The 23,391-nt window shown below is 40.1% G+C and carries 19 protein-coding genes; 6 read left to right on the top strand and 13 right to left on the bottom strand.

What is annotated here, in order from left to right:
- Positions 1-129: 129 nt before the first annotated feature.
- Together ACE3G9_RS13910 and tal are read right to left on the bottom strand one after the other, a co-directional pair.
- Positions 130-561: a universal stress protein gene (locus tag ACE3G9_RS13910; protein ID WP_417880854.1), complete on the bottom strand. Its 432-nt coding sequence runs from the start codon at positions 559-561 to the stop codon at positions 130-132.
- A gap of 96 nt (positions 562-657) precedes the next feature.
- Complete coding sequence (gene tal / locus ACE3G9_RS13905; RefSeq protein WP_449219453.1) at positions 658-1,608, bottom strand: transaldolase; 951 nt, start codon at positions 1,606-1,608, stop codon at positions 658-660.
- Positions 1,609-2,094: 486 nt separating this feature from the next.
- On the opposite strand from tal, the gene ACE3G9_RS13900 reads away from it, so the two are divergent.
- Positions 2,095-3,426 (top strand): glycoside hydrolase family 18 protein, encoded by a 1,332-nt coding sequence (locus ACE3G9_RS13900; RefSeq protein WP_417880852.1) that lies wholly within the window; start codon positions 2,095-2,097, stop codon positions 3,424-3,426.
- 287 nt (positions 3,427-3,713) lie between these two features.
- Here ACE3G9_RS13900 and ACE3G9_RS13895 read toward each other — a convergent pair whose 3' ends face one another.
- Positions 3,714-5,030: an alpha/beta fold hydrolase gene (locus tag ACE3G9_RS13895; protein ID WP_417880906.1), complete on the bottom strand. Its 1,317-nt coding sequence runs from the start codon at positions 5,028-5,030 to the stop codon at positions 3,714-3,716.
- A 180-nt stretch (positions 5,031-5,210) separates the two neighbouring features.
- On the opposite strand from ACE3G9_RS13895, the gene ACE3G9_RS13890 reads away from it, so the two are divergent.
- From ACE3G9_RS13890 to aroG, 4 genes are all read left to right on the top strand, one after another.
- A complete protein-coding gene (locus tag ACE3G9_RS13890; RefSeq protein WP_449219452.1) occupies positions 5,211-6,227 on the top strand; it encodes a lipoate--protein ligase in 1,017 nt (338 codons plus the stop codon).
- A gap of 344 nt (positions 6,228-6,571) precedes the next feature.
- Positions 6,572-6,781 (top strand): transcription antiterminator/RNA stability regulator CspE, encoded by a 210-nt coding sequence (gene cspE / locus ACE3G9_RS13885; RefSeq protein ID WP_017025742.1) that lies wholly within the window; start codon positions 6,572-6,574, stop codon positions 6,779-6,781.
- A gap of 963 nt (positions 6,782-7,744) precedes the next feature.
- On the top strand, positions 7,745-9,829 hold the full coding sequence (locus ACE3G9_RS13880; RefSeq protein ID WP_449219451.1) for a DUF4962 domain-containing protein: 2,085 nt from the start codon (positions 7,745-7,747) through the stop codon (positions 9,827-9,829).
- 270 nt (positions 9,830-10,099) lie between these two features.
- Positions 10,100-11,155, top strand: coding sequence for a 3-deoxy-7-phosphoheptulonate synthase AroG (aroG, locus tag ACE3G9_RS13875; RefSeq protein WP_417880849.1), 1,056 nt, complete (start codon positions 10,100-10,102; stop codon positions 11,153-11,155).
- Positions 11,156-11,293: 138 nt separating this feature from the next.
- Here the strand turns inward: aroG and rlmF are convergent, their stop codons facing one another.
- From rlmF to rbsD, 7 genes are all read right to left on the bottom strand, one after another.
- A complete protein-coding gene (gene rlmF, locus ACE3G9_RS13870; RefSeq protein ID WP_449219450.1) occupies positions 11,294-12,424 on the bottom strand; it encodes a 23S rRNA (adenine(1618)-N(6))-methyltransferase RlmF in 1,131 nt (376 codons plus the stop codon).
- A gap of 114 nt (positions 12,425-12,538) precedes the next feature.
- Positions 12,539-13,549 (bottom strand): substrate-binding domain-containing protein, encoded by a 1,011-nt coding sequence (locus tag ACE3G9_RS13865; protein ID WP_417880847.1) that lies wholly within the window; start codon positions 13,547-13,549, stop codon positions 12,539-12,541.
- A 46-nt stretch (positions 13,550-13,595) separates the two neighbouring features.
- Entirely contained in the window at positions 13,596-14,528 is a 933-nt protein-coding gene (gene rbsK / locus ACE3G9_RS13860) for a ribokinase (RefSeq protein WP_417880846.1), read from the bottom strand.
- A gap of 115 nt (positions 14,529-14,643) precedes the next feature.
- Positions 14,644-15,528, bottom strand: a complete 885-nt coding sequence (rbsB, locus tag ACE3G9_RS13855) for a ribose ABC transporter substrate-binding protein RbsB (RefSeq protein ID WP_417880845.1) — start codon at positions 15,526-15,528, stop codon at positions 14,644-14,646.
- 73 nt (positions 15,529-15,601) lie between these two features.
- On the bottom strand, positions 15,602-16,591 hold the full coding sequence (rbsC, locus tag ACE3G9_RS13850; protein ID WP_449219449.1) for a ribose ABC transporter permease: 990 nt from the start codon (positions 16,589-16,591) through the stop codon (positions 15,602-15,604).
- Positions 16,588-18,093 (bottom strand): ribose ABC transporter ATP-binding protein RbsA, encoded by a 1,506-nt coding sequence (rbsA, locus tag ACE3G9_RS13845; protein WP_417880844.1) that lies wholly within the window; start codon positions 18,091-18,093, stop codon positions 16,588-16,590. The genes rbsC and rbsA overlap by 4 nt, the downstream gene beginning before the upstream one ends.
- Before the next feature lie 13 nt (positions 18,094-18,106).
- Positions 18,107-18,526: a D-ribose pyranase gene (gene rbsD, locus ACE3G9_RS13840; protein WP_449219448.1), complete on the bottom strand. Its 420-nt coding sequence runs from the start codon at positions 18,524-18,526 to the stop codon at positions 18,107-18,109.
- 248 nt (positions 18,527-18,774) lie between these two features.
- Between rbsD and ACE3G9_RS13835 the strand changes: the two genes are divergently transcribed.
- Positions 18,775-19,278, top strand: coding sequence for an NUDIX domain-containing protein (locus tag ACE3G9_RS13835; protein WP_449219447.1), 504 nt, complete (start codon positions 18,775-18,777; stop codon positions 19,276-19,278).
- A gap of 133 nt (positions 19,279-19,411) precedes the next feature.
- Here the strand turns inward: ACE3G9_RS13835 and ACE3G9_RS13830 are convergent, their stop codons facing one another.
- The 3 genes from ACE3G9_RS13830 to fabV form a co-directional block, all read right to left on the bottom strand.
- On the bottom strand, positions 19,412-19,918 hold the full coding sequence (locus ACE3G9_RS13830; RefSeq protein ID WP_417880840.1) for a M48 metallopeptidase family protein: 507 nt from the start codon (positions 19,916-19,918) through the stop codon (positions 19,412-19,414).
- Positions 19,919-20,000: 82 nt separating this feature from the next.
- Positions 20,001-21,650 carry a P-loop domain-containing protein gene (locus tag ACE3G9_RS13825; protein WP_449219446.1) on the bottom strand — a complete coding sequence of 550 codons (1,650 nt, stop codon included), beginning with the start codon at positions 21,648-21,650 and terminating at the stop codon, positions 20,001-20,003.
- 340 nt (positions 21,651-21,990) lie between these two features.
- Positions 21,991-23,190 (bottom strand): enoyl-ACP reductase FabV, encoded by a 1,200-nt coding sequence (fabV, locus tag ACE3G9_RS13820; protein WP_449219445.1) that lies wholly within the window; start codon positions 23,188-23,190, stop codon positions 21,991-21,993.
- Positions 23,191-23,391 lie beyond the last annotated feature (201 nt).

The raw sequence follows: 23,391 nt of genomic DNA, 5'->3' as shown, positions 1-23,391 counted from the left end.
GGCGTAACAAGCAAAGTACTTTACCTTATATATTACAAATAGTGCTTGGATTAATAACAATTTTATTCACTAAGGAATAAAGACTGTCATATCACTTGTAAGGTTAATTTGTATGAAGGTTTTGGACTATTACTCAAAGCAATGCATTTGCAAAATATCGCAATGCAGATCGGCGGATAAATCTTTTTCAATACCGCCAAAGAAGTGTGTGAGCTTGTTTTTATGACCGACGATGACAAGCTTTGCTTCAACTTCTTCAATTAAATCTTCTAAGTGTTTGATGACTTCCCCCGCAGCAAAATGAATATTCTTTACAGGATAAGGGCTTGATTGACTCAACTCATGCAATTGTTGAATGCGATCCAGTTCTTTTCCGGGATGAAAGTTGAATAACCCTTCATCTCGATATAGGTAGTGAGTATTAAAAATGCCTTTTTCGACATAAGCAAGGTGAAGTTCTGCTTGGTTTTGCATCGCAATGGTCGCGGCTTTAATAACAAGCTGTTTGGCATGTATGTCATTAGGATTAATGGCGACCAAAATAGTAGGGTATAGATACATAGGAACTCCGATAAACAAAAATGGTCAGCAACTAACTGACCATTTTAACAAGGTAAAGCCTAGTTCAACAACTCTTAGAGTTTGATAATTGTAGGCTTAAAGTTTCGCTTTAATCATGGCTTCTAGTTTGCCTTGATCGACAGCAAAAGCGCGGATGCCTTCAGCCAGTTTTTCTACCGCCATAGGATCTTGGTTGTGTTCCCACAAGAACTCAGCATGCGTCATTTTTTCTGGTTGAGCTTGAATGCTTTGCGCCGATTTTAGTTTTTGCACCACTTCACCTTGGCTGTCTTCCAGCTCTTGTAACAACTGAGGGCTGATGGTTAAGCGATCACAACCTGCAAGCTCTAAAATTTCACCAGTATTGCGGAAGCTTGCGCCCATGACTACCGTTTCGTAACCATGTTCTTTGTAGTAGTTGTAGATATTGGTAACAGATTTAACACCAGGATCTTCACTTGCTTCAAAATCACGACCTTCTTTCGCTTTGTGCCAGTCCATAATACGGCCAACAAACGGCGAGATTAAGTAAACGCCTGCTTCTGCACAGGCGCGAGCTTGAGCAAAAGAGAAAAGTAGGGTGAGGTTACAGTTGATGCCTTCACTTTCTAAAACTTCCGCTGCGCGAATGCCTTCCCAAGTCGAAGCCAGTTTGATCAAAATACGGTCGTTAGTAATACCAGCATCGTTGTACATTTTGATTAACTGGCGAGCCTTTTTCACACTGCCTTCAGTGTCATATGAAAGACGAGCGTCTACTTCGGTTGAAATGCGACCCGGAATCACTTTTAAGATCTCTTGACCAATCGTTACCGCTAACATGTCACAAGTATCTTGCACTTGTTGGTCTGCATCGTCGCTTTGTGCTTTGGCATAAGCGATAGATTGATCAATCAGGCGTGAATAGTCTTCAATTTGCGCAGCTTTTAAAATCAATGATGGGTTAGTGGTGGCATCTTGAGGTTGGTATTTCGCGATGGCATCAATATCACCAGTGTCTGCAACAACGGTAGTGAGTGCGCGAAGTTGTTCTAATTTACTACTCATGTATAACCCTATCTAATAATTGAAATGAAATAACAGAAGAAAAATAACTCAGCTAAGCGATATTAAGGTAGCAAGCTAAAGTCTGTAAGGTTTAATTAGGTACTCATAATTGAAATATAACGAACTCAAGTCAAACCAAGTGAGTGAAAAAAGATGCCTAGATCTCACTTTATTTTAAGGAAACGATTGCTAATTTTAGATCTTATCTATTTTTAAAATTGCTTCTTTTTAGCCAAACGGTTGCATTTAATGCCTTATGAATTTTGCGTGTTAATTTGAAAAAATATGCAACACACATGATGAAATACATTATTTTTCCTCAAAAAATAACCACAGGTCATAAATTGAACTTTTGGGTTTTACGAACTTCATAATTAAGATTAAGTTTACGCAATAGCATGATGAATTGAGAGAGCATAATCATATGCTTAGTGTGCATTTAGACTGCGTGTACTTTGATTGGTCGTGATTTATTGGGAGATAGAAATGAAAAGATTAATATTACCAACGTTGGTAAGTTCTATTTTGTGTGTAAGTTTCAGTGCTACAACTGTGTTTGCGGCGGAAAAGTCGGTGAACACACCCATCGTTGCTGGTTATTTTGCTGATTGGTTTTATAAAAGCGATATCAATCCATATTCTGTACACGATATTCCTGCGGACAAATTGACACATATTATTTATGCATTTCTATCCATGTGTGGGCCACATACTGGTGCGGGCGAAGCCGTTCAAGCTCAGGTTGCCCAGCAATGTGAAGGAAAAGATCCTTATACCGCCATTATTGTCGATAAAGAGGCGGCGCTTGAGCATGATTTCGGGGCTGTATCTGTTGATGTGGATTACAAAGGTCATTTTTCTCAATTAGCACAATTAAAAGCTAATCACCCAAATTTGAAAATTCTACCATCCTTTGGCGGTTGGACAATGTCTGAACCTTTCCATGAGATGGCTAAGGATAAAAAAGCCATAGATCAATTTGCACGTACAGCCGTAGAGCTTATTGCTCAATATGATTTTTTTGATGGTATTGATTTAGATTGGGAATACCCAGGAGGCGGTGGCTTAACAACTTCTCCATGGAATCCTGACACAAAATTAACCGATGAACAAAAAGCATTGGAAAAAGAAGCCTTTACTTATTTAGTAAAAACTATTCGAGCAGATCTCGATGCGTTAGAAGAGAAAACAAAACGTGAGTATGAATTATCTATGGCGGTTGGGGTTGGTCCTAAAACAACCCAAATAGATTTTCAGAACGCAGAGCAATACCTAACTAATATGTTTGCTATGACCTACGACTTTTTAGGCGGCTGGGGTCAACAAACGGGCCATTTAACTAATCTACATGCAACGGAGCGTAGTTGGTGGGGAATGGGCGCAGATGTGTTCATTAAGCAAATGATCGCTCAAGGTATCCCCCCAGAAAAATTGGTTATTGGCGCGACATTCTTTGGCCGTGGTTGGGAAGGTACGAAAGACTTTGATGGTAAGTTACCTAGCTCAACATTAACTTCAGAGAAAGGGGCAACGTTTGGTACAACGGAGCCTGGCTTCTTCATGTATTGGGATCTGATGAAGAACTACACCAGCAAACAGGGCTACGTACAAGGCTATGATAAAGTGGCCCAAGCGCCATATTTATGGAACCCTGAAAAACAAGTGTTCATTAGCTACGATAATCCTGAATCTATTAAAGCTAAAGCTGCATGGGCCAAAGCTAATAATTTGGCAGGAATATTTTCATGGGATTTATCAGGAGATACGAAAGATCATGCTTTAGTTAATGCGATGGCTGATGGTATGAATAAAGAGTAGCAAAACAGATAGCGCCACTTAGAAGAGATAATCAGGTGGCGCTAATTTTATTTATTCAGTTGCATTAATCGCACTAGGTTCATGTAATAGAACCCAATCGGCGGGTTGGCTTGAGTATAAAGGATTCAAGTTACGTTGAAGAACGAGAAATATTGCAGATGTTGATAAGATTCGCTTCTTAATATTGTGACACTGTCACTGTTGGTTTTACAGTGTAAATAGGTCGATAACATAAAAACGCCGATGTGATTGATACATCGGCGTTGTTCTCTTGCATATTGAAAATATTAGCTAATTTGGTTTAGCATCTCATCAAGTCGATTAAAGATGGTTTCACCGTCGACACCAATACCATTGTGTTCATATTCATTGGTCATCCAAGCGCGACTGTTCGGTATATTTGTTAGGGTTTCACGTGAATAATCGAACTCAACATACATATCTTCAACATAAACCGCGCAAGCAATGGGAACGGTATTCTTTTTTAACTGTTCTACGTCGTAAAGAGCAGACCAATCTTGCTTTTCAGCGAGTTTGTTTGCCGCCTCTTTTAATGGTTTTAAGCATTGCATTTGTTCAAACATCCACGGGTACACCATTTCTCCTGTAAATAAGAAAGGATTTCCAGTTTGGTAGTTGAACTCAGGGTAGGTTTGTCGAACACGGTGCGCCGACCAAGCCGATGCTGTTTGCTCTGAATCATTCTTAGCAAAAGGCTGACAATAAATCGATTCATGCAAAATGGCATAGATAGGATTAGTTTGGTAAGCCTGCTCCGCCAACATGGCATTCAAAAACGCGTAGCTTAATGTTTCTTTGCCATCTACGGTGACAAAAGCGCTTTCAAGCAGGTAGTACATAGGTAGCGCTGCATTACCACGACCTAGGTTAATACCGATCATTTGAAATTGTTCTACGGTAAATAGCTGGCCGTTAGGTAAATAGGTTTGGTGATTGAGCAAGTAGTCTGCAATGCGTTGACACAAGGTTTGCGCCTGTGGAAATTGGCGGAAGAAAGTGTCATTTTTTTGTTTTACCCGTAGGTAAGTTGCTTGGTAAACCTCATCGGCATGGCGAGTTAAAGAAGGAACGCCACCAGTGATATAAGATTTTAATAAACTATTAGGATAACGCGATAGATAGGTTAATGAACAAAAGCCACCAAAGCTTTGACCAAGTATAGCCCACTTTTCCACATTGAAATGTTTACGTATGGCTTCGGCATCTTTGACAATGCTGTCTGCTCTGAAATGGCAGAGATAGTCTGCTTGTTCATCACTACTCATGCCTTCAAGTGTTTGGTGAGTAATTGGTGAACTTAACCCTGTACCTCGTTGATCGAGTAACAATACGCGATATTGCTGGAGCGCTGCTTTTAACCAGCCCGATTGTCCATTTGCTCTAGGGGAAGGAAAGCCTGGGCCACCTTGGAAATAAACCAGCCATGGTAAATCTTGCGTTTGTTTCCCTAGACTGACTAACTCGCGAGCATAGACGGTAATGGTCTGGCTTTGCTTATCATCATGCTTAAGCGGAACTTGAAATTGGTGTGGTTGGTAAAGTATTCCATTATCAACAAATGATGAAGCAAGCTCATGAGAAATGGGCACTAGAATTCTCCTTAATTCAACAAACTACTTTTTATTGATGGAGCTTACCACCAAGCGTGAAATGAGTTAATGGAAAGCTGCTGGAAAAGCAAAATTTTACATCTTGGTTAAGGACAGATGCTTTTCATTCAGGTTAATATCTGGTTATCAATGCATTAACTACTGAGAGTTTTTATGTCATCACTTCGTTTGCTGTTTTCTACTTCAACCAATCCTCTATTTAACTTAGCGGTAGAAGATACCATTTTCCGTTCGATGAGTGCCAACCAAAAGGTGTTGTTTCTGTGGCGTAACGACAATACGGTGGTGATTGGTCGAGCGCAGAATCCTTGGAAAGAGTGTAATACTCAGCGTATGGAAAGAGATGGTATTACTCTCGCTCGTCGACAAAGCGGTGGTGGAGCGGTATTCCATGATCTTGGCAACAGCAACTTTACTTTCATGGCAGGCAAGCCGGGATACGATAAAACCGTGTCTACGCAAATTGTATTAGATGCATTGAAAGCATTAGGTATAGAAGGCAAAGCCACAGGGCGTAATGATCTTGTAGTGGAAACAGAAGAAGGAGAGCGTAAGTTCTCTGGCTCTGCTTATCGAGAAACAATGGACCGTGGCTTTCACCATGGCACGATTCTATTAAATGCGGACATGAGTCGTTTAGCGGACTATCTCAACCCAGATCCGAAAAAGCTACAAGCGAAAGGCATTACCTCGGTACGATCTCGCGTAATTAATCTCAATCAGTTAGATGATACTTTAACCCACGACAGTTTATGTGAAGCGATCAAACAGGCGTTCTTTGACTATTATGGCGAAACAGTCGAGCCAGAGTTTATCTCCGAAGAGGCGATGCCGGATTTACCAAACTTTGAAGCGACCTTTACTAAGCAACAAGATTGGCATTGGAACTTTGGTAACACGCCTGAGTTTAGCCACCACATTGACGAACGTTTCAAATGGGGTGGTGTGGAGCTACATTTTAACGTCAAGAAAGCGCACATCGAAGAAGTACAAGTGTTTACCGATAGCCTAGATCCTGCACCGCTTGAAGCATTGCAAGAGGCTTTGACCGGGCAGCTTTATAATGCTGAAGGGATAATGACCGCTTTAAATGAGGTTGCAATTCGATACCCACAGAATGCTGAAGAGTTAGCTCAAGTAAAGGAATGGTTGTTAGTTCAATTAGCTTAAGCAAAACAAGGCAAAGGGTAGGCTGAATTTTTGAGATAATTTTTACTAACTCAGCCTGCTAAATATGTGACGAAAAACCCAAACAAGATTTATTTTCAATAATATGTACGAAAAAGGTGTACATCTCTCTCAAACCCTGTACTATTTACCTCGCTCTGTTGATAAGAGTGATTAATGAAACAATTTAGTAAAAGTAGAATCCTCAAATACAGCTTCGTTTTTGTCTTTGTTCTTAGATTTTCCCTTCGCTTAATAAACCATTAAATCGTTCAACGCAGCACCCGTCGCATTTGGCGACATCATTTATGAACTGCATTTATTGCACACAAGATAAGGGACATAATATGTCTAAAACAACTGGTATCGTTAAATGGTTTAACGAAGAGAAAGGTTTCGGCTTCATTACTCAAGACAACGGTGGCGCTGACGTATTCGTACACTTCCGTGCGATCGCTTCTGAAGGTTTCAAAACTCTTGCAGAAGGCCAAAAAGTGTCTTTTGAAGTAGAGCAAGGCCAAAAAGGTCTTCAAGCTGCGAACGTTGTTCCTGCTTAATAATTGATTTTTTAGTGTAGAGTTTATCTCTAACACTGGAAGATATAATAAACGCTGGCTTTATTAGTCAGCGTTTGTTTTTATAAGAAGTAACACAAAAATAAAAAACCAGACTAAGCACACTGCTTAACAAGCTGGTAAAGGCAAGCCCAAATAACCCATTTATAAACTTCATTGTTTGAAGTGTGAAAAATTAATACTCGACCCTCTGCTTTAGCATCAAGTCCCGTTGTAATTCTGTTCACCGTACTTTCGATAAAAGAAAGTGTCTTCGAAGAGTCGTTATATCGATATTCCCTAAAAGCGAAACTCGAACTCAGCGTCAAAATAAATAGGTTAATACCGGCTTATATGCTCATTTTTGAGTATTCGATTAGCATCACAGTTTTTATCTAAATAATTGAGTAATTTCAGTGATGTATATCCCCAAGAAATCTAAAGATGAGAATGTTACATCTGAAGGTGACTTGGGATAAATAAGAAGGAAAATAACTATGATTCGTTCAAACGGTAGAAAACGTTTTTGGTTTCAAAACCAACGTGATCAATCTCAGTCTCAAATGAAAGATAAATAAGTTCTCTCAAAGAATTAACAATGATAACGCTGACTCAATAGTCAGCGTTTTGCGTTTTTACTTATCAATAATAAGATTAATTTTATTAATACCAATCGTACTAATTATTTGTTCATCCTTGTTTGTTAAAAAGCTCGATAACTTCGTTGAAAATTTTGGTTGTAGAATAACTACTTATTGAAAATTTTCACCTTGGTCTCAAGCTTTTTTCCTACGCAATTTCTGATCATTTAATGAGTGTGACTGGTATGATTTTGTGACAGAGCTAAGCACTTTTAACAAAAGCTTGTTTAGATTATTTTACTCACCTTCTCTTTTTGTAATACAATAAGATTAATTTAGTAGTTCAGATAAACTTAATCTTAAAATTTATATAAAGAGAGTGACTATGACAGACCAAAAATCTCTTGATGCGATCAGGAAAATCAAACTAGAAAACGACACATCAGCGGGTAACTTAGTTGATTTACTTCCTATTGAAGTCCAAAAGCGTGACTTTGATTTATCATTTTTAGATAACTTGAGTGCTGAGCGTCCACGTCTTTTAGTACAATCAAAAAATCTTGCTGAATTTAAAGCGAAAGTAAAAGCTGACGACTCATACTGCATGTTCAATGATTTTTATAATAATTCTACAGTTAAGTTCTTAGATGTAGAACCTTATGAAGAGCCACAAGCTTACCCTGAAGAAACGGTAGGTAAAGCATCACTATGGCGTCCTTATTGGCGTCAAATGTATGTCGATTGCCAAATGGCGATGAATGCAACTCGTAACCTTGCTATTGCAGGTATTGTGAAAGATGACGGAGATCTGATTGCCAAAGCAAAAGCTTGGACACTTAAGTTATCGACGTACGATCCAGATGGCGTAACCTCTCGTGGTTACAATGATGAAGCCGCTTTCCGTGTTATCGCGGCAATGGCTTGGGGTTATGACTGGCTACATGCATACTTTACCGATGAAGAACGTCAACAAGTTCAAGAAGCACTCGTTGTTCGTCTTGATGAGATCATGCACCACCTTAAAGTAACCGTTGATCTACTTAACAATCCATTGAACAGCCACGGTGTTCGTTCGATTTCTTCTGCGATTATTCCAACGTGTATTGCTTTATATCACGATCATCCTAAAGCGGGCGAGTACATTGCTTATGCTCTTGAGTACTACGCGGTTCACTATCCGCCATGGGGCGGTGAAGATGGCGGTTGGGCGGAAGGTCCTGACTACTGGAATACCCAAACAGCATTCCTAGGTGAAGCATTCGATCTATTGAAAGCTTACTGTGGCGTAGATATGTTTAATAAGACTTTCTACGAAAATACAGGTGATTTCCCACTGTATTGCATGCCAGTACACTCTAAACGTGCAAGCTTTTGTGACCAATCTTCTATTGGTGATTTCCCTGGTTTAAAATTGGCCTATAACATCAAGCATTATGCGGGTGTAAACCAAAAACCTGAGTATGTTTGGTACTACAACCAGCTTAAAGGTCGCGATACTGAAGCGCATACAAAATTCTACAACTTCGGTTGGTGGGATTTTGGTTATGATGATCTTCGTTTCAATATTCTTTGGGATGCACCAGAAGAAAAAGTACCGTCTAATGAGCCATTATTGAAAGTCTTTCCAATTACCGGTTGGGCAGCGTTCCATAACAAGATGACTGAGCGTGATAACCATATTCATATGGTATTCAAATGTTCTCCGTTTGGTTCAATCAGCCACTCACATGGCGACCAAAATGCCTTTACTCTGCATGCGTTCGGGGAAACTTTAGCATCAATTACAGGTTATTATGGTGGTTTTGGCGTTGATATGCATACTAAATGGCGTCGTCAGACATTCTCTAAAAACCTTCCACTGTTTGGTGGTAAAGGTCAATATGGCGAAAACAAAAATACTGGTTATGAAGCGCACCAAGATCGTTACTGTATTGAAGCGGGCGGTAACATTACCGATTACGATACAGAGTCTGATGTTAAGTTCGTGGAAGGTGATGCCACCGCATCTTATAAGTATTTTGTTCCTGAAATTGAATCTTATAAGCGCAAGATCTGGTTTGTGAAAGGTAAAGTATTTGTGATGCAAGACAAAGCAACGCTTTCTGAAGAGAAAGACATGACTTGGTTAATGCACACTACATTCACAAACGACGTTGCAGATAAGAGCTTCACTATTCGTGGCGAAATTGCGCATCTTGATGTGAATTTTATCAATGAAAGCGCTGATAACATTCTTTCTGTGAAAAATGTAGAAGGCTTCGGTGACGTTGACCCAACTGAATATGAAGATTTAGAAATTCACCGTCATGTTGAGGTAGAGTTTAAATCAGCAAAAGAGCACAATATTTTGACGCTTCTTGTTCCAAATAAGAATGAAGGTAAGCAAGTAGAAGTCTCGTATAAACTCAATGGTAATGCTTTAGAACTTACCGTTGATGGCGAAACGGTTGTCATTACGCTGCAAAAATAATCACCAAAGATCAACAGGCCCTATTAACTGAAAACCACCGATATCAAAATCAGATACGGTGGTTTTTTATTTGGCTAGAACAATTTGAACCTCAGTGGCTTCAAAAATGTATAAAATATGTCTTATATGGAAATTAATGATTGAAGTTCTGTTTTTGTAGGGATAAGTTAATTAGAAGGAACAGAAATTAACATATTTTAAGCATTAGAGAATTCGAACTGTTTATCGAATCAAAGCTTGAGATACACACAAAACAAGGACAATGTCGTTATGCAAAAAGTAGATGATGTAAGAATTAAACAAGTTAAAGAACTTTTACCGCCAATCGCTGTTTTAGAAAAGTTTCCTGCCACTGAAACTTCTAGTGATACGACATTTGAATCTCGCCAAAGTATTCACAATATTCTTGAAGATAAAGATGATCGCTTGTTAGTTGTTATTGGCCCATGTTCTATTCATGATACCGATGCGGCTCTTGAATATGCTAAACGACTAAAAGTATTACGTGATGAGTTAAAAGGTGACCTTGAGGTGGTAATGCGGGTCTACTTTGAAAAGCCACGCACAACTGTAGGTTGGAAAGGACTTATAAACGACCCATACTTAAATGATAGCTATCAAATCAATGATGGTGTTCGTATGGGACGTAAGCTGCTTCTTGATTTAACTGATAGCGGCGTGCCAACGGCGAGTGAGTTTTTAGACATGATCACACCTCAATATGTTGGTGATTTAATCAGTTGGGGCGCAATTGGTGCCCGTACAACCGAATCACAAGTTCACCGTGAGCTTGCATCTGGGTTATCTTGTCCTGTTGGTTTTAAAAATGGCACCGATGGCAACATTAAAATTGCAACAGACGCTTGTAGTTCTGCTGGTGCATCTCACCATTTCTTATCGGTCACTAAATACGGGCACTCTGCGATTGTCGAAACTGCAGGTAACCCAGATTGCCACATAATTTTACGTGGTGGTAAAGAACCAAACTATAGTGCTGAACATGTTGCTGCTGTGAAATCAGAATTAGCAGGAAAGGGACTACGTCAAAAAGTGATGATTGATTTCAGTCATGCAAACAGTTCTAAGCAATTTCAACGTCAAATGGTTGTTGCTGAAGATGTTGCCGCTCAAATCGCGAGTGGTGAAGATGCTATCTTTGGTGTAATGATCGAAAGCCACTTAAACGAAGGTCGCCAGGATTTGGTTGATGGCAAAGTTGAAAACTATGGTCAGAGTATTACCGATGCGTGTATTGGTTGGGATGATACAGAAACAGTATTGCGCCAACTTGCAAAAGCGGTAGCGGATCGTCGTAAAGCGAAATAATCCGAATAAGAGATACGATTAAATAGAATGCTCAGTGAATTTGCTGAGCATTTTTATGTGTGAAGTTATTGATTATATACCCAAATTAATTGGAGTTGCAGTTAACAAAGTTTCAACTTCAAGTACAAAGGAGATAGCTTAATTAAAAAATGACTTCTGCTCTAAATTCGTCAAAAAGCTCCATGCGACAAAACGGCTGATTTTTTGGCCTTGTGCCATTTCAACGACGCGAATATTGGTTGCGCCTAATTTCTTTAACTGTTGCTGTAGTAACGGCACATTTTCTTTCTTGGAGACTAGGCTAGTAAACCAACATACCTGCTTGGCAAAATCTTTACTTTCGATGGCCATTTGTTTCAAGAAAGCAATCTCACCACCTTCGTAACACAACTCACTTTCAGTTCCTGCAAAGTTTAAAACCGGTTGGTTATTTTTTGATAGCGGCACCGTTTTGCCTTTATTGAGGTTATTTATTTTACGTAAATTGCCTTCACGTGCTTTTTCTAATGACTCATGAAAGGGAGGATTACACATTGTCAAAATGAAATTGTCGTTCGGTTTGATGATGCCGTAAAAAATGCTGCTTGGTTTAGATTGTTGACGAACTTTCACTTTATTCGTCAGTCTCTTATTCGCCTGAATTAATAACTGTGCAGTTTTGACTGAAATCGGATCAATATCGCTAGCAACAAAATTCCAGTCATATAAGCTTGAGCCCAAAATAGGGTAGATGCAGTTTGCACCTGTGCCGATATCAAGGACCGTATGTTTATGATTGGCTGAACCAGCATTTGGATCTCGCTCATCATTTTCGACGATAAGCGCATCAGTTTTCTCTTTTGTTGCGCTTAATAGGTCGGCGAGATAATGAATGTAATCCGCTCTTCCCGGAATTGGCGGGCATAGATAACCCGGTGGGATTTGCCAAAATTCTAGACCATAATATGCTTTTAACAGTCCTTCGTTGAGTGCTAACACTGCTTTAGGATCGCTAAAGCTAATCGAACGTTCACCGCGAGGATTTAGGATCACGAATTCTGTTAGTGCAGGATTTGCACTTTCTAATTTATCAAAATCATAACGACCATGATGCAGATTACGTGGATGCAATCCGATAGGTTTTTTTTGTATCAATGACTTTGAACGGTATGATGCGGTCTTATTATTGGCTTGGGGTTTATTAGATTTTGGCTTTTGAGTACTGGACTTATTACTTCTATTAGTTGTTTGCGAATGACGATTATTTTTATTGTAAGGTCCAGTGGCCATGAGGGCTCCAAGAAATAGGTAGAATGAAAAACGGCGTGAATAATAACTCACTTCGGTATCATACCCAAGTAACTTCCCAGCTAATATGTTCGGATACTGCTTGATGTATATCTGCTATTTTATTGGGTATTTGGTTACGGAATGACGTTCTATTAATGTTGGCTCTAATTGAATCACTTGTTGAGGGGCATTTGGAGTTTCAAGGCGTGAGAGTAAAGTATCGACCGCGGCTTTGCCTAGTTGATATTTTGGCTGATGGATGGTGGTTAAAGAGGGAGTGATGTACTTAGTTAATTGGATATCATCATAACCAATAATGGAAAGATCTTGAGGGATCTTTACACCATCGTGGTTTGCAGCATTAATTAAACCTAGTGCCATCATGTCATTACAGATGAATAATGCGCTCGGTAAAGATCCATTGAGTTTCAGAGTTTGATAAGCATCATAGCCACCGTCACATTCAAAGTTGCCTGGCACAATCCAATTTTTATTTAAAGTTAGATTATGATCTTGTAAAGCTTGTTTAAAACCATCAAAACGTAATGATGCTTGACTACGATGTAGTGGACCAGTGATACAGCCTATGTCGGTATGACCATGATCGATTAAATACTGAGTTGCCAAGTACCCACCTTTGAAAGAGTTATCTTGAATTTTATCACTTGCATATTTCATTGGGCCCCAATCCATAACGACGACAGGCAGTTCCGGATAGCGTTCAAAAATTTCAATTTCTTCTCCCTCAAGGGTAGAGCACATTAACATTAAACCATCGACACGCTTTTGTAACAGAGTGTCGATAGAGGCTTTCATGCGTTCGCTGTCACCTTCAGTGTTACAAAGTATCAGGTTATAACCTTTTTCATAACAACGTCTTTCAACGCCCTTAAGTACTTCCCCAAAGAAAGGGTTGGTTGAGGTAGTCACTAGCATCCCAACGGTTTTAGTACACTTCATCTTTAAACTACGAGCTAATGCTGATGGCGCGTAGTTAAGATCTTTTGCTGCTTGTTTTACGCGTTTTTCAATATCTTCGCTAACAAATCGTGTCTTATTCAAAACATGGCTAACAGTGGACGTCGACACTTGAGCAAGTCGAGCTATGTCTTTCATTGTTGCCATGTGATGATTCCCTATTGATTGAAAGTAAATAAATTTAAATGCTAAATTAACATGCTTGCAGTGCTAAAAAATCATTCGTTTCTTGCCGTGTCGGGATGGAGGTTTGTGCTCCAAATCGAGTCACTGCAAGGGCTGCGGCAGCATGTGCAAATTGAATCGCAGGTATTGTTGCCATTCCTTCAAGTAGCGCAGTGACAAAAGCACCATTAAAGGTATCGCCGGCTGCGGTAGTATCCAGCGCTTTTACTTTAAAGCCTTGAATAATTTTACCTTTTCGGTTTTCACTTAACCATACACCTTTAGCACCTAGAGTAATAATTACGGTTGAGATACCTTTCTCATGAAGATTATTTGCTGCTTCTTGTGCTGAATTATCATCAGTGATAGTAATACCGGTTAAGACTTCTGCTTCAGTTTCATTTGGGGTAATAATATCAATGCTATTTAGGATAGAGTCCGGCAATGCTTTCGCTGGAGCTGGATTTAAAACGACTTTGATACCAGAATTAGAACTTGATTTAGCCAATTTGATAGCCGACTCAATACCATTTAAAGGGGTTTCAAGTTGCAGAAGTAAATAATCACAGTGCTGGATAGGATCTTTGAAAATAGACACTCGATCTTGGTCTAAAGCATTATTGGCTTCAGGTGAGAGGCAAATACTATTTTCGCCTTCATCTGAGACTTGGATTAACGCTACGCCGGTAGGTGTCGATGGAATGGTAGATATATAGTCAGTATTGATTCCATCTTGCGCAAAACTTTGAATGATATTTTGCCCAAAGGAATCACTTCCTACACAAGCTATAAACCCAATATCTGCACCTAAACGTGCGGCGGCTACCGCTTGATTCGCTCCTTTTCCACCAGAAATAACTTGGTAATTACGTCCCATTAGAGTTTCACCTGGGCGAGGGAAAGAGGGAACTTGAAGTACATGATCGGCATTAACACTACCTAAAACGATCAGCTTGTTCATATATCATCCTTATGGCGATAACGTTTAAATACGAATTGATATGACCTAGATACGTCATAGCAATGAGCATTAAAAATGAGGAAAGTGAGGGCGGTTCAGCCCTCACATTAAGTGATTATTTAGTAATCACTTTAAGTGGAACCGGAATATTTTTTTCTACCGACTCACCTTTTAGAACTTTGTCTGCAGTGGCAACACCCAACTCACCAATTAGAGAGGGTTGTTGTGCAATTGTTGCACCTAACATGCCTCGTTTAACTGCAGCAATACCATCATCGGTACCATCAAAGCCAACAATTAAAATATCTTTTCCTGACGCTTGTACCGCACGTAGAGCGCCAAGTGCCATTTCATCATTTTGCGCGAATACCGCTTGGGTATCACCATTAGCCGCAAGTAGGTTTTCCATTACATTCAAACCTTTGCTTCGGTCAAAATCAGCCGGCTGGCTTGCAAGAAGGTCTAGTTGTGAATTTTGGACGGCATTCATGAAACCTTTGCCACGTTCACGAGCAGCGGAAGTACCAGCTATGCCTTCAAGTTGAATAACTTTGGCTTTTTCACCGACTTTTTCAATAATGAATTTACCTGCCATTTCACCACCAGCAACGTTATCAGAAGCAATATGACTGACAACGTCACCACGGCTTGCGCCACGATCGAGTGTTAATACTGGAATATTTGCACGGTTCGCAATTCGAATCGCGTTAGATACAGCATCAGAATCGGTTGGGTTAATGAGTATTGCTTTTACACCTCTAACTGAAAGGTCTTCGACATTAGATAGTTCTTTACTTGGATCATTTTGAGAATCTAAAACAATTAGATCGTAACCGAGTTCTTTTGCTTTGGCTTCGGCTCCGTCTTTCATACTCACGAAGAATGGATTGTTTAGTGTTGATACCACAATAGCCATTGTATCTTGAGCGTGCGCGGCAACCGACATCGTACTGGTTAACATGGCAGCGGAAAGCAAAGTAGTTAGTTTTTTAAGTTTCATGTTGTTATTCCTTTATAGTAGGGGAGCTTATTGTTAGCTCTTAGTGTCGGTAATGACGGTTATTATCAATCAATTATTTATTTTTATTATCAACTAGTACGGCCAATAAAATAACCACTGCTTTAGCAATCATTTGGTAATAAGAAGAGACATCAAGCAGGTTTAACGCGTTATTTAAGAAACCGATAATCAATGCGCCAATTAAAGTGCCCATAATGCGGCCACGACCACCCATTAAGCTGGTACCACCTACGACAACGGCAGCAATCGCATCGAGTTCATATCCCATGCCAGCGGTTGGCTGAGCAGAAGATAAGCGTGATGTGACGATCAAACCCGCAAGAGCAGAAAGTAAGCCACAAATCGCGTAGACACCAATTTTTACTCGGTCGACATTAATACCAGATAAGCGAGTTGCCGATTCGTTGCCACCTAATGCGTAAACGTAGCGACCAAAACGAGTGTGGTTTAAGACATACCAAGCTGCAGCAAAAACAAATACCATGATCCACACAGGAACAGGAATACCTAGTGTGTAATCAGTACCAAACCAAGCAAAGTTGTCTGCGACATCCGTAAAGCCAGTTGAAATTGGGCGACCATCGGTATAAACCATGGTGACACCGCGCAAAAGCGTCATCGTGACTAAGGTTGCAATAAAGGCTTGAACTTTACCCTTAGCGATAATGACACCACTGATACCACCTAAAATAGCACCTGCTAATAGGGCAGTTGGAACCGCAATTAATACGGGGACTTCCATTGCAATTAAACTGGCGGCAAAAGCACCACATAAAGCCAGAACAGAACCGACACTTAAATCGATACCAGCCGTTAAAATAACCAAAGTCATACCCACTGCAATAATGGCGCTAACGGAGGTTTGGCGCAGAATATTGAGTATGTTGTCGACGGTGAAAAAGTTAGGGTTTAAAAAGGAAACCACCACGATTAAAAAGATTAAGGCAATGAGCGACTTTTGCTCAATCAACCATTCTTTGCTCAATAACGGTTTTTTTGGTTGTTCTGGTGTATTCGGTTTATTGATAGTGTTGCTGCTCATGCGACGTCCTTACTGATGTTTTTACCGACTGCACAAGCCAGTAGTAATTCTTGGTTAGCTTGTTTGGCGTCAAATTCGCCACTGATTTTGCCTTCATGCATAACTAAAATCCGGTCACTCATGCCAAGCACTTCCGGCATTTCTGAAGAAACAAGAATGATGCTCATCCCTTCAGCTTTAAATTTATTAATTAATTGGTAGATCTCTTTTTTGGCACCAACATCGACGCCCCGAGTAGGCTCATCCAAAATTAACACATTAGGTCGAGTCATTAATCCTTTGGCAATCGCTACTTTTTGTTGGTTACCACCGGATAGGTTTCCGATGATTTGTTCTCGGCTTGGGGTTTTTATATTGAAAAGATCAATAAAGTCATCCACTGCCATGACTTCACTTTTATGCTGAATTTGAACTCCAGAGCTAAAGTGTTGTAGGGCGGATAGTGTCATGTTGTCTTTGACAGAAAGCCCTAGTACTAAGCCATCACCTTTACGATCCTCTGAAATATAAGCGATACCACAAGCAAGTCCTTCTTGAGGTGAGGTAGGGTGAATTTTGTTGCCCTCTAATAAAATGTCTCCAGAGTGATAAGGTAGGGCACCGTAGAGCATTTTCATGAGCTCAGTACGACCTGCGCCCATTAAGCCAGAAACGCCTAATATTTCACCTCGTTTGAGATCGAAGCTAATGTTATCAATACCTTTGCCTGTTAATCCTTTGACGGAGAGACGAGTTTCATCAGATTGCACAGCAATACGTGGGTACTGCTCTTCAAGTTTTCGGCCAACCATCATTTCAATCAGTGAATCCTCATCGGTATCTTTTACTTCGCATTCCCCGATAAATTTTCCGTCTCGTAATACGGTAATATCATCACAAATTTCAAAAATCTCTTTTAAACGGTGTGAAATATAGACGATGCCACAGCCTTGAGCGCGTAGCTCATTAATCACTTTAAATAGAAATTCCGTTTCTTTGTCTGTCAATGCATCGGTTGGCTCATCCATGATGATAACTTTTGATTCAAACGATAGGGCTTTGGCGATTTCAACCATTTGCTGTTCACCTAAGCTTAGATCGCCCAATAAGGTTTTTGGGCTACGTTTTACGTTTAATCGTGCAAGAAGCTCTGCCGCTTTTTCATACATTTGGCTCCATAAAATACGACCAAACGCATTGGTCATCTCACGGCCAAGGAAAATATTTTCAGCAATGCTGATCTCAGGTATTAGATTCAACTCTTGGTGAATAATGCTAATTCCGGCTTGTTGTGAATCTCTTGGTCCTTTGAAGGAGACGGGGTGATCTTGATAATGAATACTGCCGTTATCTAAAGAATAGATACCTGTTAACACTTTCATCAGCGTCGATTTACCGGCTCCATTTTCTCCCATTAAAGCCATTACGCGTCCTGGATAAACGTTAAGGCTAGCTTTGTCGAGCGCCTTTACACCAGGGAACGCCTTTTCTATTTGCTTGAGTTCTAAAATAGCTTTTGTCATATTCATAACTCGCTTAAAAAGTGACACCAGATAAAAAGATTACATTTGCATAAGGCGTACACTCACCCGTACGAACGATTGCTTTACTTTGTTGAGTCCTCGATTTAAAAGCTTCATGGTTGATGTAAGTAATGCTGATTTCTTTACCTGTTATTTGTTGCTCTTCTTCAATTCGTGCAAGTAGGGCGTTGTGGTGTTCAGGACTGAATTGTTTAAATTCTTCTGCCAAAATGACCCCTTCAATTTGTGATTCTTTTAAAAATACATCAACAGTTTGAGCAAAAGTTGGGATACCAAGTGTCAGTGCTAAATCAATACGACGAGTTGTGTTTGGGATAGGTAACCCAGCATCGCAGATGGTAATTTCATCGGTATGCCCTAATGTGGCAGTCAGATGTGAAAGTTCAGAATTGATAAGGGCACTTTTTTTCATATTGATACACCTAGTTTGGTTTATATTCGACATCAGCGAAACGTTTCGATAAAGAATAGTGATTGTTTTAAATAATGCATTCTATAGGTCAATATTTTGTGAAATAGATCATCGAAACGTTTCGATGGCTTTGTGCGGAATTGATCACTGTCACAGTTAGCTTGAGTGAAGACTATAAAAATATACCAGCTAATGAGTATTCGATATCTTAATAGTCGCTTATGAAGTTTATGACTAGAGGCACCAAGATGAAGAAGAGCACTCACGCACCAAAACACCGTATTCGTGCTGCAGGTATCATTATTAAAGATGAGCATGTTCTATTGATTAAAGTAAAAGATTTCACTGGTGAATATTGGATCCCGCCAGGTGGTGGTTTAGAAGCCTGTGACATGCACACCAAAGATTGTGTTAAACGGGAATGTTTGGAAGAAGTAGGGCTTGAAGTACAGGTTGGCGAGTTGTTGTGTGTTCGAGAGTTTTTAGAAACCACGGCAAATCGCTATAACGCGGAACTCTTTTATCATATAGAACAATTTGAAGGGCAACCACATACTGATAACCTAGCCGGTTTAAATGATGAAGCATTTATTCAATCGGTGGATTGGGTATCTGTTAAAGATTTAGCGACTATTCGTACATTTCCAACCGATTTAATTTCGGTGGTTGAACTGGTATCAGAAAAAGTTGTGAGTATTCATCTTGGAAGTTATATTCAAGGAAAACATGAAACTCAAAACCAATTGAAATGATCACAGCGACCAACTCATGCTTTTAGCAGCATTGAACTACAAAAGAAATGTAATGCCCATTTCACTGATCTATTAGATGGTAAGCTTGATCTGAGTAAGGTAATAAAAGAAAACCACTATGTATTAAACTCTTTTATTGGCTAACCAATTCTTTATAAGTCAAAAACAATCTCGCGTCGAATTCTAGCTGGTGGTAATCCGGCTCCATGTGACAGCAAAGGGCATAAAAGGCTTTGTTGTGCTCTTTCTCTTTAATATGTGCCAATTCATGAACCACTAACATTCTCAGCAATGGCTCTGGTGCGTCTTTGAAAATAGAGGCAATCCGAATTTCATTTTTCGCTTTTAATTTCCCCCCATGATTACGAGACACAAAGGTGTGTAAACCTAGAGCATGGTTGACAACATGGATTTTAGGATCGTAAATCACTTTGGAAAGGGGCGATGACTTTTTCAAATAACGATTTTTTATCGCCATAGTGTAGTCGTATAACGCCTTCTCAGTTTTCAGGTTGTGCATTTGTGGATATTTGCTTTCAACCCATTTGGCGAGTTTGCCTTGCTCAATCAGTGTTTTTACCTGAGATAACACCGTATCAGGGTAGCCTTGCAAATACTTGAGATTGGTTACAGACGTCATATTGAATTACTTTGAATGTGATGGGGTATGGTGAGTGATATAAGGCTACCTAGAAAGATATCTAGATAGCCTTATATCTTAATTAAGCTTTAAATTGCGCTTTACGTAAACGGTTTAAAACGGCCATTACATCTAAAGTTCTTGGTTTGGCTAAGTCACCATTTTTCGGCATGGATTTATACCAATCTTGATTAAGTGTGTTATCAAAGATCTTCGATGGATCTTGGCTCCAACCCGGCTGTTGAGACAACTGGAACCATAACCAACCAATCGCATTAAGTTCGCTGGTCGATTCAATTTGCTCAAGTGCGGAAACATCAATATGCTCTTTACCAAAACGCAAAGTATGGGTGCCTTTACCTTGAATGCGAAATTTTCCTTCCGCTAAGATTTTAGTCAAACAAGTATTATTAAAGGCGCGAGCAGGGTGCTGAATAAGTTCACTTTCTGATTCGAGTTGTCGCTGGCTAGGATGCTGTTTAACCACTTCTTTCGCCTTAACCGTTACATCCAATGCTTGGTAGTCATGCATTTGAATCACGGTATCGGCAACATCAAAGTAATCGCCTGAGCCGCCCATCACGATAATTGAAGAAACGCCTTGCTCATCACGTAATTGACCAATTCGATCCACTAATGGAGTGATCGGCTCATCACCTTTACTGACTAATGCTTGCATACGCTCATCACGTATCATGAAGTTAGTCGCCGAGGTATCCTCATCAATTAACAGCGTAGTGGCTCCTGCTTCAAGAGATTCTTGTAACCAGGCAGCTTGAGAAGTAGAGCCTGAAGCATCTTGAGTGGAAAAATCAGTCGTGTTTTTACCCATAGGCAAATGGTTGATGTAGTTTGATAAATTCAAATGGTGAACACTACGGCCATCTTCTGCGCGAATCTTCATTGCTTGTGGGTCAGTGACAATGTATTCGCGACCATCTGTTGGAATATGATCGTAGATAGAACGTTCAATCGCTGTCAGTAGGGTAGATTTACCGTGGAAACCGCCACCGACAATGAGTGTGATGCCTTTTGGAATCCCTAAACCGCGAATGTTGCCTTTATGAGGAGTATTTAGTTCAATGGCTAAAGATTCAGGCGCCGAAAAGGTCACAGCTTCTTTCATTGGTAGATCGCAATCTCCAGATACGCGAGGAAGCACGCTACCATCTGCAACAAATGCGACAAGGTTGTTTTCAGCTAGTTGCTTGCGTAGGGCAACTTGATCTTCGACTACTTCACAATGGCGCTTCAACGCATCCATATCAATTTCACGGGCAATCGTCGCACGACGGATAAATTTAGGCAGGTGGAAGGTTAAAATGTTAATCGCTTTCTTACCGAGGATTTGACGACCATCGGCAGGTAGATTGACACGGAAACGTAGCTCAATACCTTCTTGGTCAAACACTACGGCAGTGTGATCAAGCACGCTTTGGCCATTAAAGGCAATGTCTACTGAGGCTTCAGGCTGTGCAAGCTGTGAAAAGTAGCGAGCAATATAGTCACGTGCGGCGCGTTGGTAGTCTTCAGATTGTTCTAATAACCATTGTAAATCCGTTAGAGACCAAGCTCGGCGAGCACGTAAGCGAGAGGCGGTAGCATGTGGATCACCTTGAACGGTATCGATAAAAAGATCGAAATCAGTGAAATCATACTGACCTTTGATTTGTTGGTAAGCACGGTAGTTTTGCTTTTCGATATTTTTTAGTTTGAAGATCAAAGTATCCATAAGGTTCCGGTATCGCTTTTGATAAGAATAAAACTAGTGCGGATTATATACTAATTGAGAGATATGGAGTGAGCTATATATAAAAAAGCCTCCTTTGCACCATGACGAAGTATGTAGTGCGGCAAAGGAGGCGTTGAGCAATAACTCCCCTTACAGAGTATACCCATCGTACTTTAAGCCGCAGCTTTGTTGACAGCATTCATTCGCCCCAATCATTTAGGCAAGCTAAACTCATGGGGTCTCATTCACTTGTCGCCTCATTGCAACTTCAATTACTTCGGGTATATATCAGCTCAGAAATAACTTTAAACTTAAATTACTTGGGTCTATTGCATACCAATTAAGGCTGTAATGCGGTTAATGCTTCTAGGTCGATATCTTGTTGGTAATCAACACCTTTAATATCAAAACCATTGAGTTGCATAAACTCTTGTTTATAGCCTTGATAATCACCAATTTCTTTAAAGTTAGTGGCGTTCATTCGACTCATTAACTCAGCCACACGTTGTTGTATTCTTGGTTTCATTTCCCAATCATCCATACGGATCAAACGCTCCGCATCAACAGGTATTTTCTCTTGGCTATAAAGCTTATCGGTAAACAGACGTTGCATTTGTTCAATACCAGTTTCGTGGCTACCGTCTTCTTTCATTGCCTTATATAGTGCGATGATATAAGGCGTGAAAGTTGGAATAAACACGCTTGCTTTAGTGACGAGTGCTTTACATACCGTGGCATGAGCAGAACCGTTGAAGTTCGCGAGTTTAAGGTTTAACGAGTGACTTGCTTGATGTAAATCTACCTTAGCCCAACCTAGTGTACCGTCACGGTAGATAGGGTAGTTAGCCTCTGAACCAATGTATGAAAAGGCAATAGTTTTACAGCCATCAGCAATCGATTCTGTATTGATAAGTGTATCAACCCACGATTCCCAGTCAGAGCCGCCCATTACTTTAATGGTCGATTCGATTTCTTGCTCAGTAGCCGGTTCAATGGTGGTTTCCGTCCATTCATCATTTTCAAGTAACACTGTTGCACCAGTGACGCTGTCACCAATTGGTTTAATGCTTGATACCCAATTTTCACCGGTTACTGGATTTGGACGAATGCCAGTCGCTAAACTGTAAATAATTAGGTCTACTTCGCCTTCAAAGTAAGTCTCTATTGCTTCAATCACTTGTTCACGAGTTTCTTTTGCAAATGCATCACCAACAATATTGACGGCAATACGACCTGCTTTTTCGGCTTCTTGCTTAAAAAACACATTGTTATACCAACCGGCTGTGCCAACACCTTTTTCAGAAGGGCCACGCTCAAATGAAACGCCGATGGTGTCAGCATCACTACCGCCAAAAGCGAGAGCAATACGAGCCGCTAAACCAAAACCGGATGATGCGCCTAAGATGAGAACACGTTTAGGGCCTGCGTTAATTTGTGTTGCAGTTTTAGCGAATTTAATTTGTTGCTGGATGGATGCTTCACACCCGTAAGGATGGGCACTGCGGGCAACTACGCCCTTAATGATAGGTTCAATGACCATACGTTATCCTATGAATCTTATTAGTGACGAATAAACATTAGAATAAAGGCATCAACAAAGTGAAATATTGAGCTGACAGGGTATAAAGGTGAATTTTTAAGATTAAATAAGAAAAAATTGTTTCAGATCATGAATGCTTGGCTATAAAAACAGCAAAGCCAACCTGTATTTTAGCTGACTTTTTGTTAATTATTCACGAAG

This window comes from Vibrio sp. E150_018, from assembly GCF_053544035.1.
This window is presented reverse-complemented; position numbering and strand designations above follow the sequence as displayed.

Excerpts from the sequence above, each read along its gene's own strand:
- ACE3G9_RS13910 (WP_417880854.1), bottom strand. The coding sequence starts at position 561 with ATGTATCTATACCCTACTATTTTGGTCGCCATTAATCCTAATGACATA.
- rbsD (WP_449219448.1), bottom strand. The coding sequence starts at position 18,526 with ATGAAAAAAAGTGCCCTTATCAATTCTGAACTTTCACATCTGACTGCC.
- tal (WP_449219453.1), bottom strand. The coding sequence starts at position 1,608 with ATGAGTAGTAAATTAGAACAACTTCGCGCACTCACTACCGTTGTTGCA.
- ACE3G9_RS13830 (WP_417880840.1), bottom strand. The coding sequence starts at position 19,918 with ATGACGTCTGTAACCAATCTCAAGTATTTGCAAGGCTACCCTGATACG.
- rbsB (WP_417880845.1), bottom strand. The coding sequence starts at position 15,528 with ATGAAACTTAAAAAACTAACTACTTTGCTTTCCGCTGCCATGTTAACC.
- rbsK (WP_417880846.1), bottom strand. The coding sequence starts at position 14,528 with ATGAACAAGCTGATCGTTTTAGGTAGTGTTAATGCCGATCATGTACTT.
- aroG (WP_417880849.1), top strand. The coding sequence starts at position 10,100 with ATGCAAAAAGTAGATGATGTAAGAATTAAACAAGTTAAAGAACTTTTA.
- ACE3G9_RS13900 (WP_417880852.1), top strand. The coding sequence starts at position 2,095 with ATGAAAAGATTAATATTACCAACGTTGGTAAGTTCTATTTTGTGTGTA.
- cspE (WP_017025742.1), top strand. The coding sequence starts at position 6,572 with ATGTCTAAAACAACTGGTATCGTTAAATGGTTTAACGAAGAGAAAGGT.
- ACE3G9_RS13890 (WP_449219452.1), top strand. The coding sequence starts at position 5,211 with ATGTCATCACTTCGTTTGCTGTTTTCTACTTCAACCAATCCTCTATTT.
- ACE3G9_RS13880 (WP_449219451.1), top strand. The coding sequence starts at position 7,745 with ATGACAGACCAAAAATCTCTTGATGCGATCAGGAAAATCAAACTAGAA.
- ACE3G9_RS13865 (WP_417880847.1), bottom strand. The coding sequence starts at position 13,549 with ATGGCAACAATGAAAGACATAGCTCGACTTGCTCAAGTGTCGACGTCC.
- rbsC (WP_449219449.1), bottom strand. The coding sequence starts at position 16,591 with ATGAGCAGCAACACTATCAATAAACCGAATACACCAGAACAACCAAAA.
- ACE3G9_RS13835 (WP_449219447.1), top strand. The coding sequence starts at position 18,775 with ATGAAGAAGAGCACTCACGCACCAAAACACCGTATTCGTGCTGCAGGT.
- ACE3G9_RS13825 (WP_449219446.1), bottom strand. The coding sequence starts at position 21,650 with ATGGATACTTTGATCTTCAAACTAAAAAATATCGAAAAGCAAAACTAC.
- fabV (WP_449219445.1), bottom strand. The coding sequence starts at position 23,190 with ATGGTCATTGAACCTATCATTAAGGGCGTAGTTGCCCGCAGTGCCCAT.
- rlmF (WP_449219450.1), bottom strand. The coding sequence starts at position 12,424 with ATGGCCACTGGACCTTACAATAAAAATAATCGTCATTCGCAAACAACT.
- rbsA (WP_417880844.1), bottom strand. The coding sequence starts at position 18,093 with ATGACAAAAGCTATTTTAGAACTCAAGCAAATAGAAAAGGCGTTCCCT.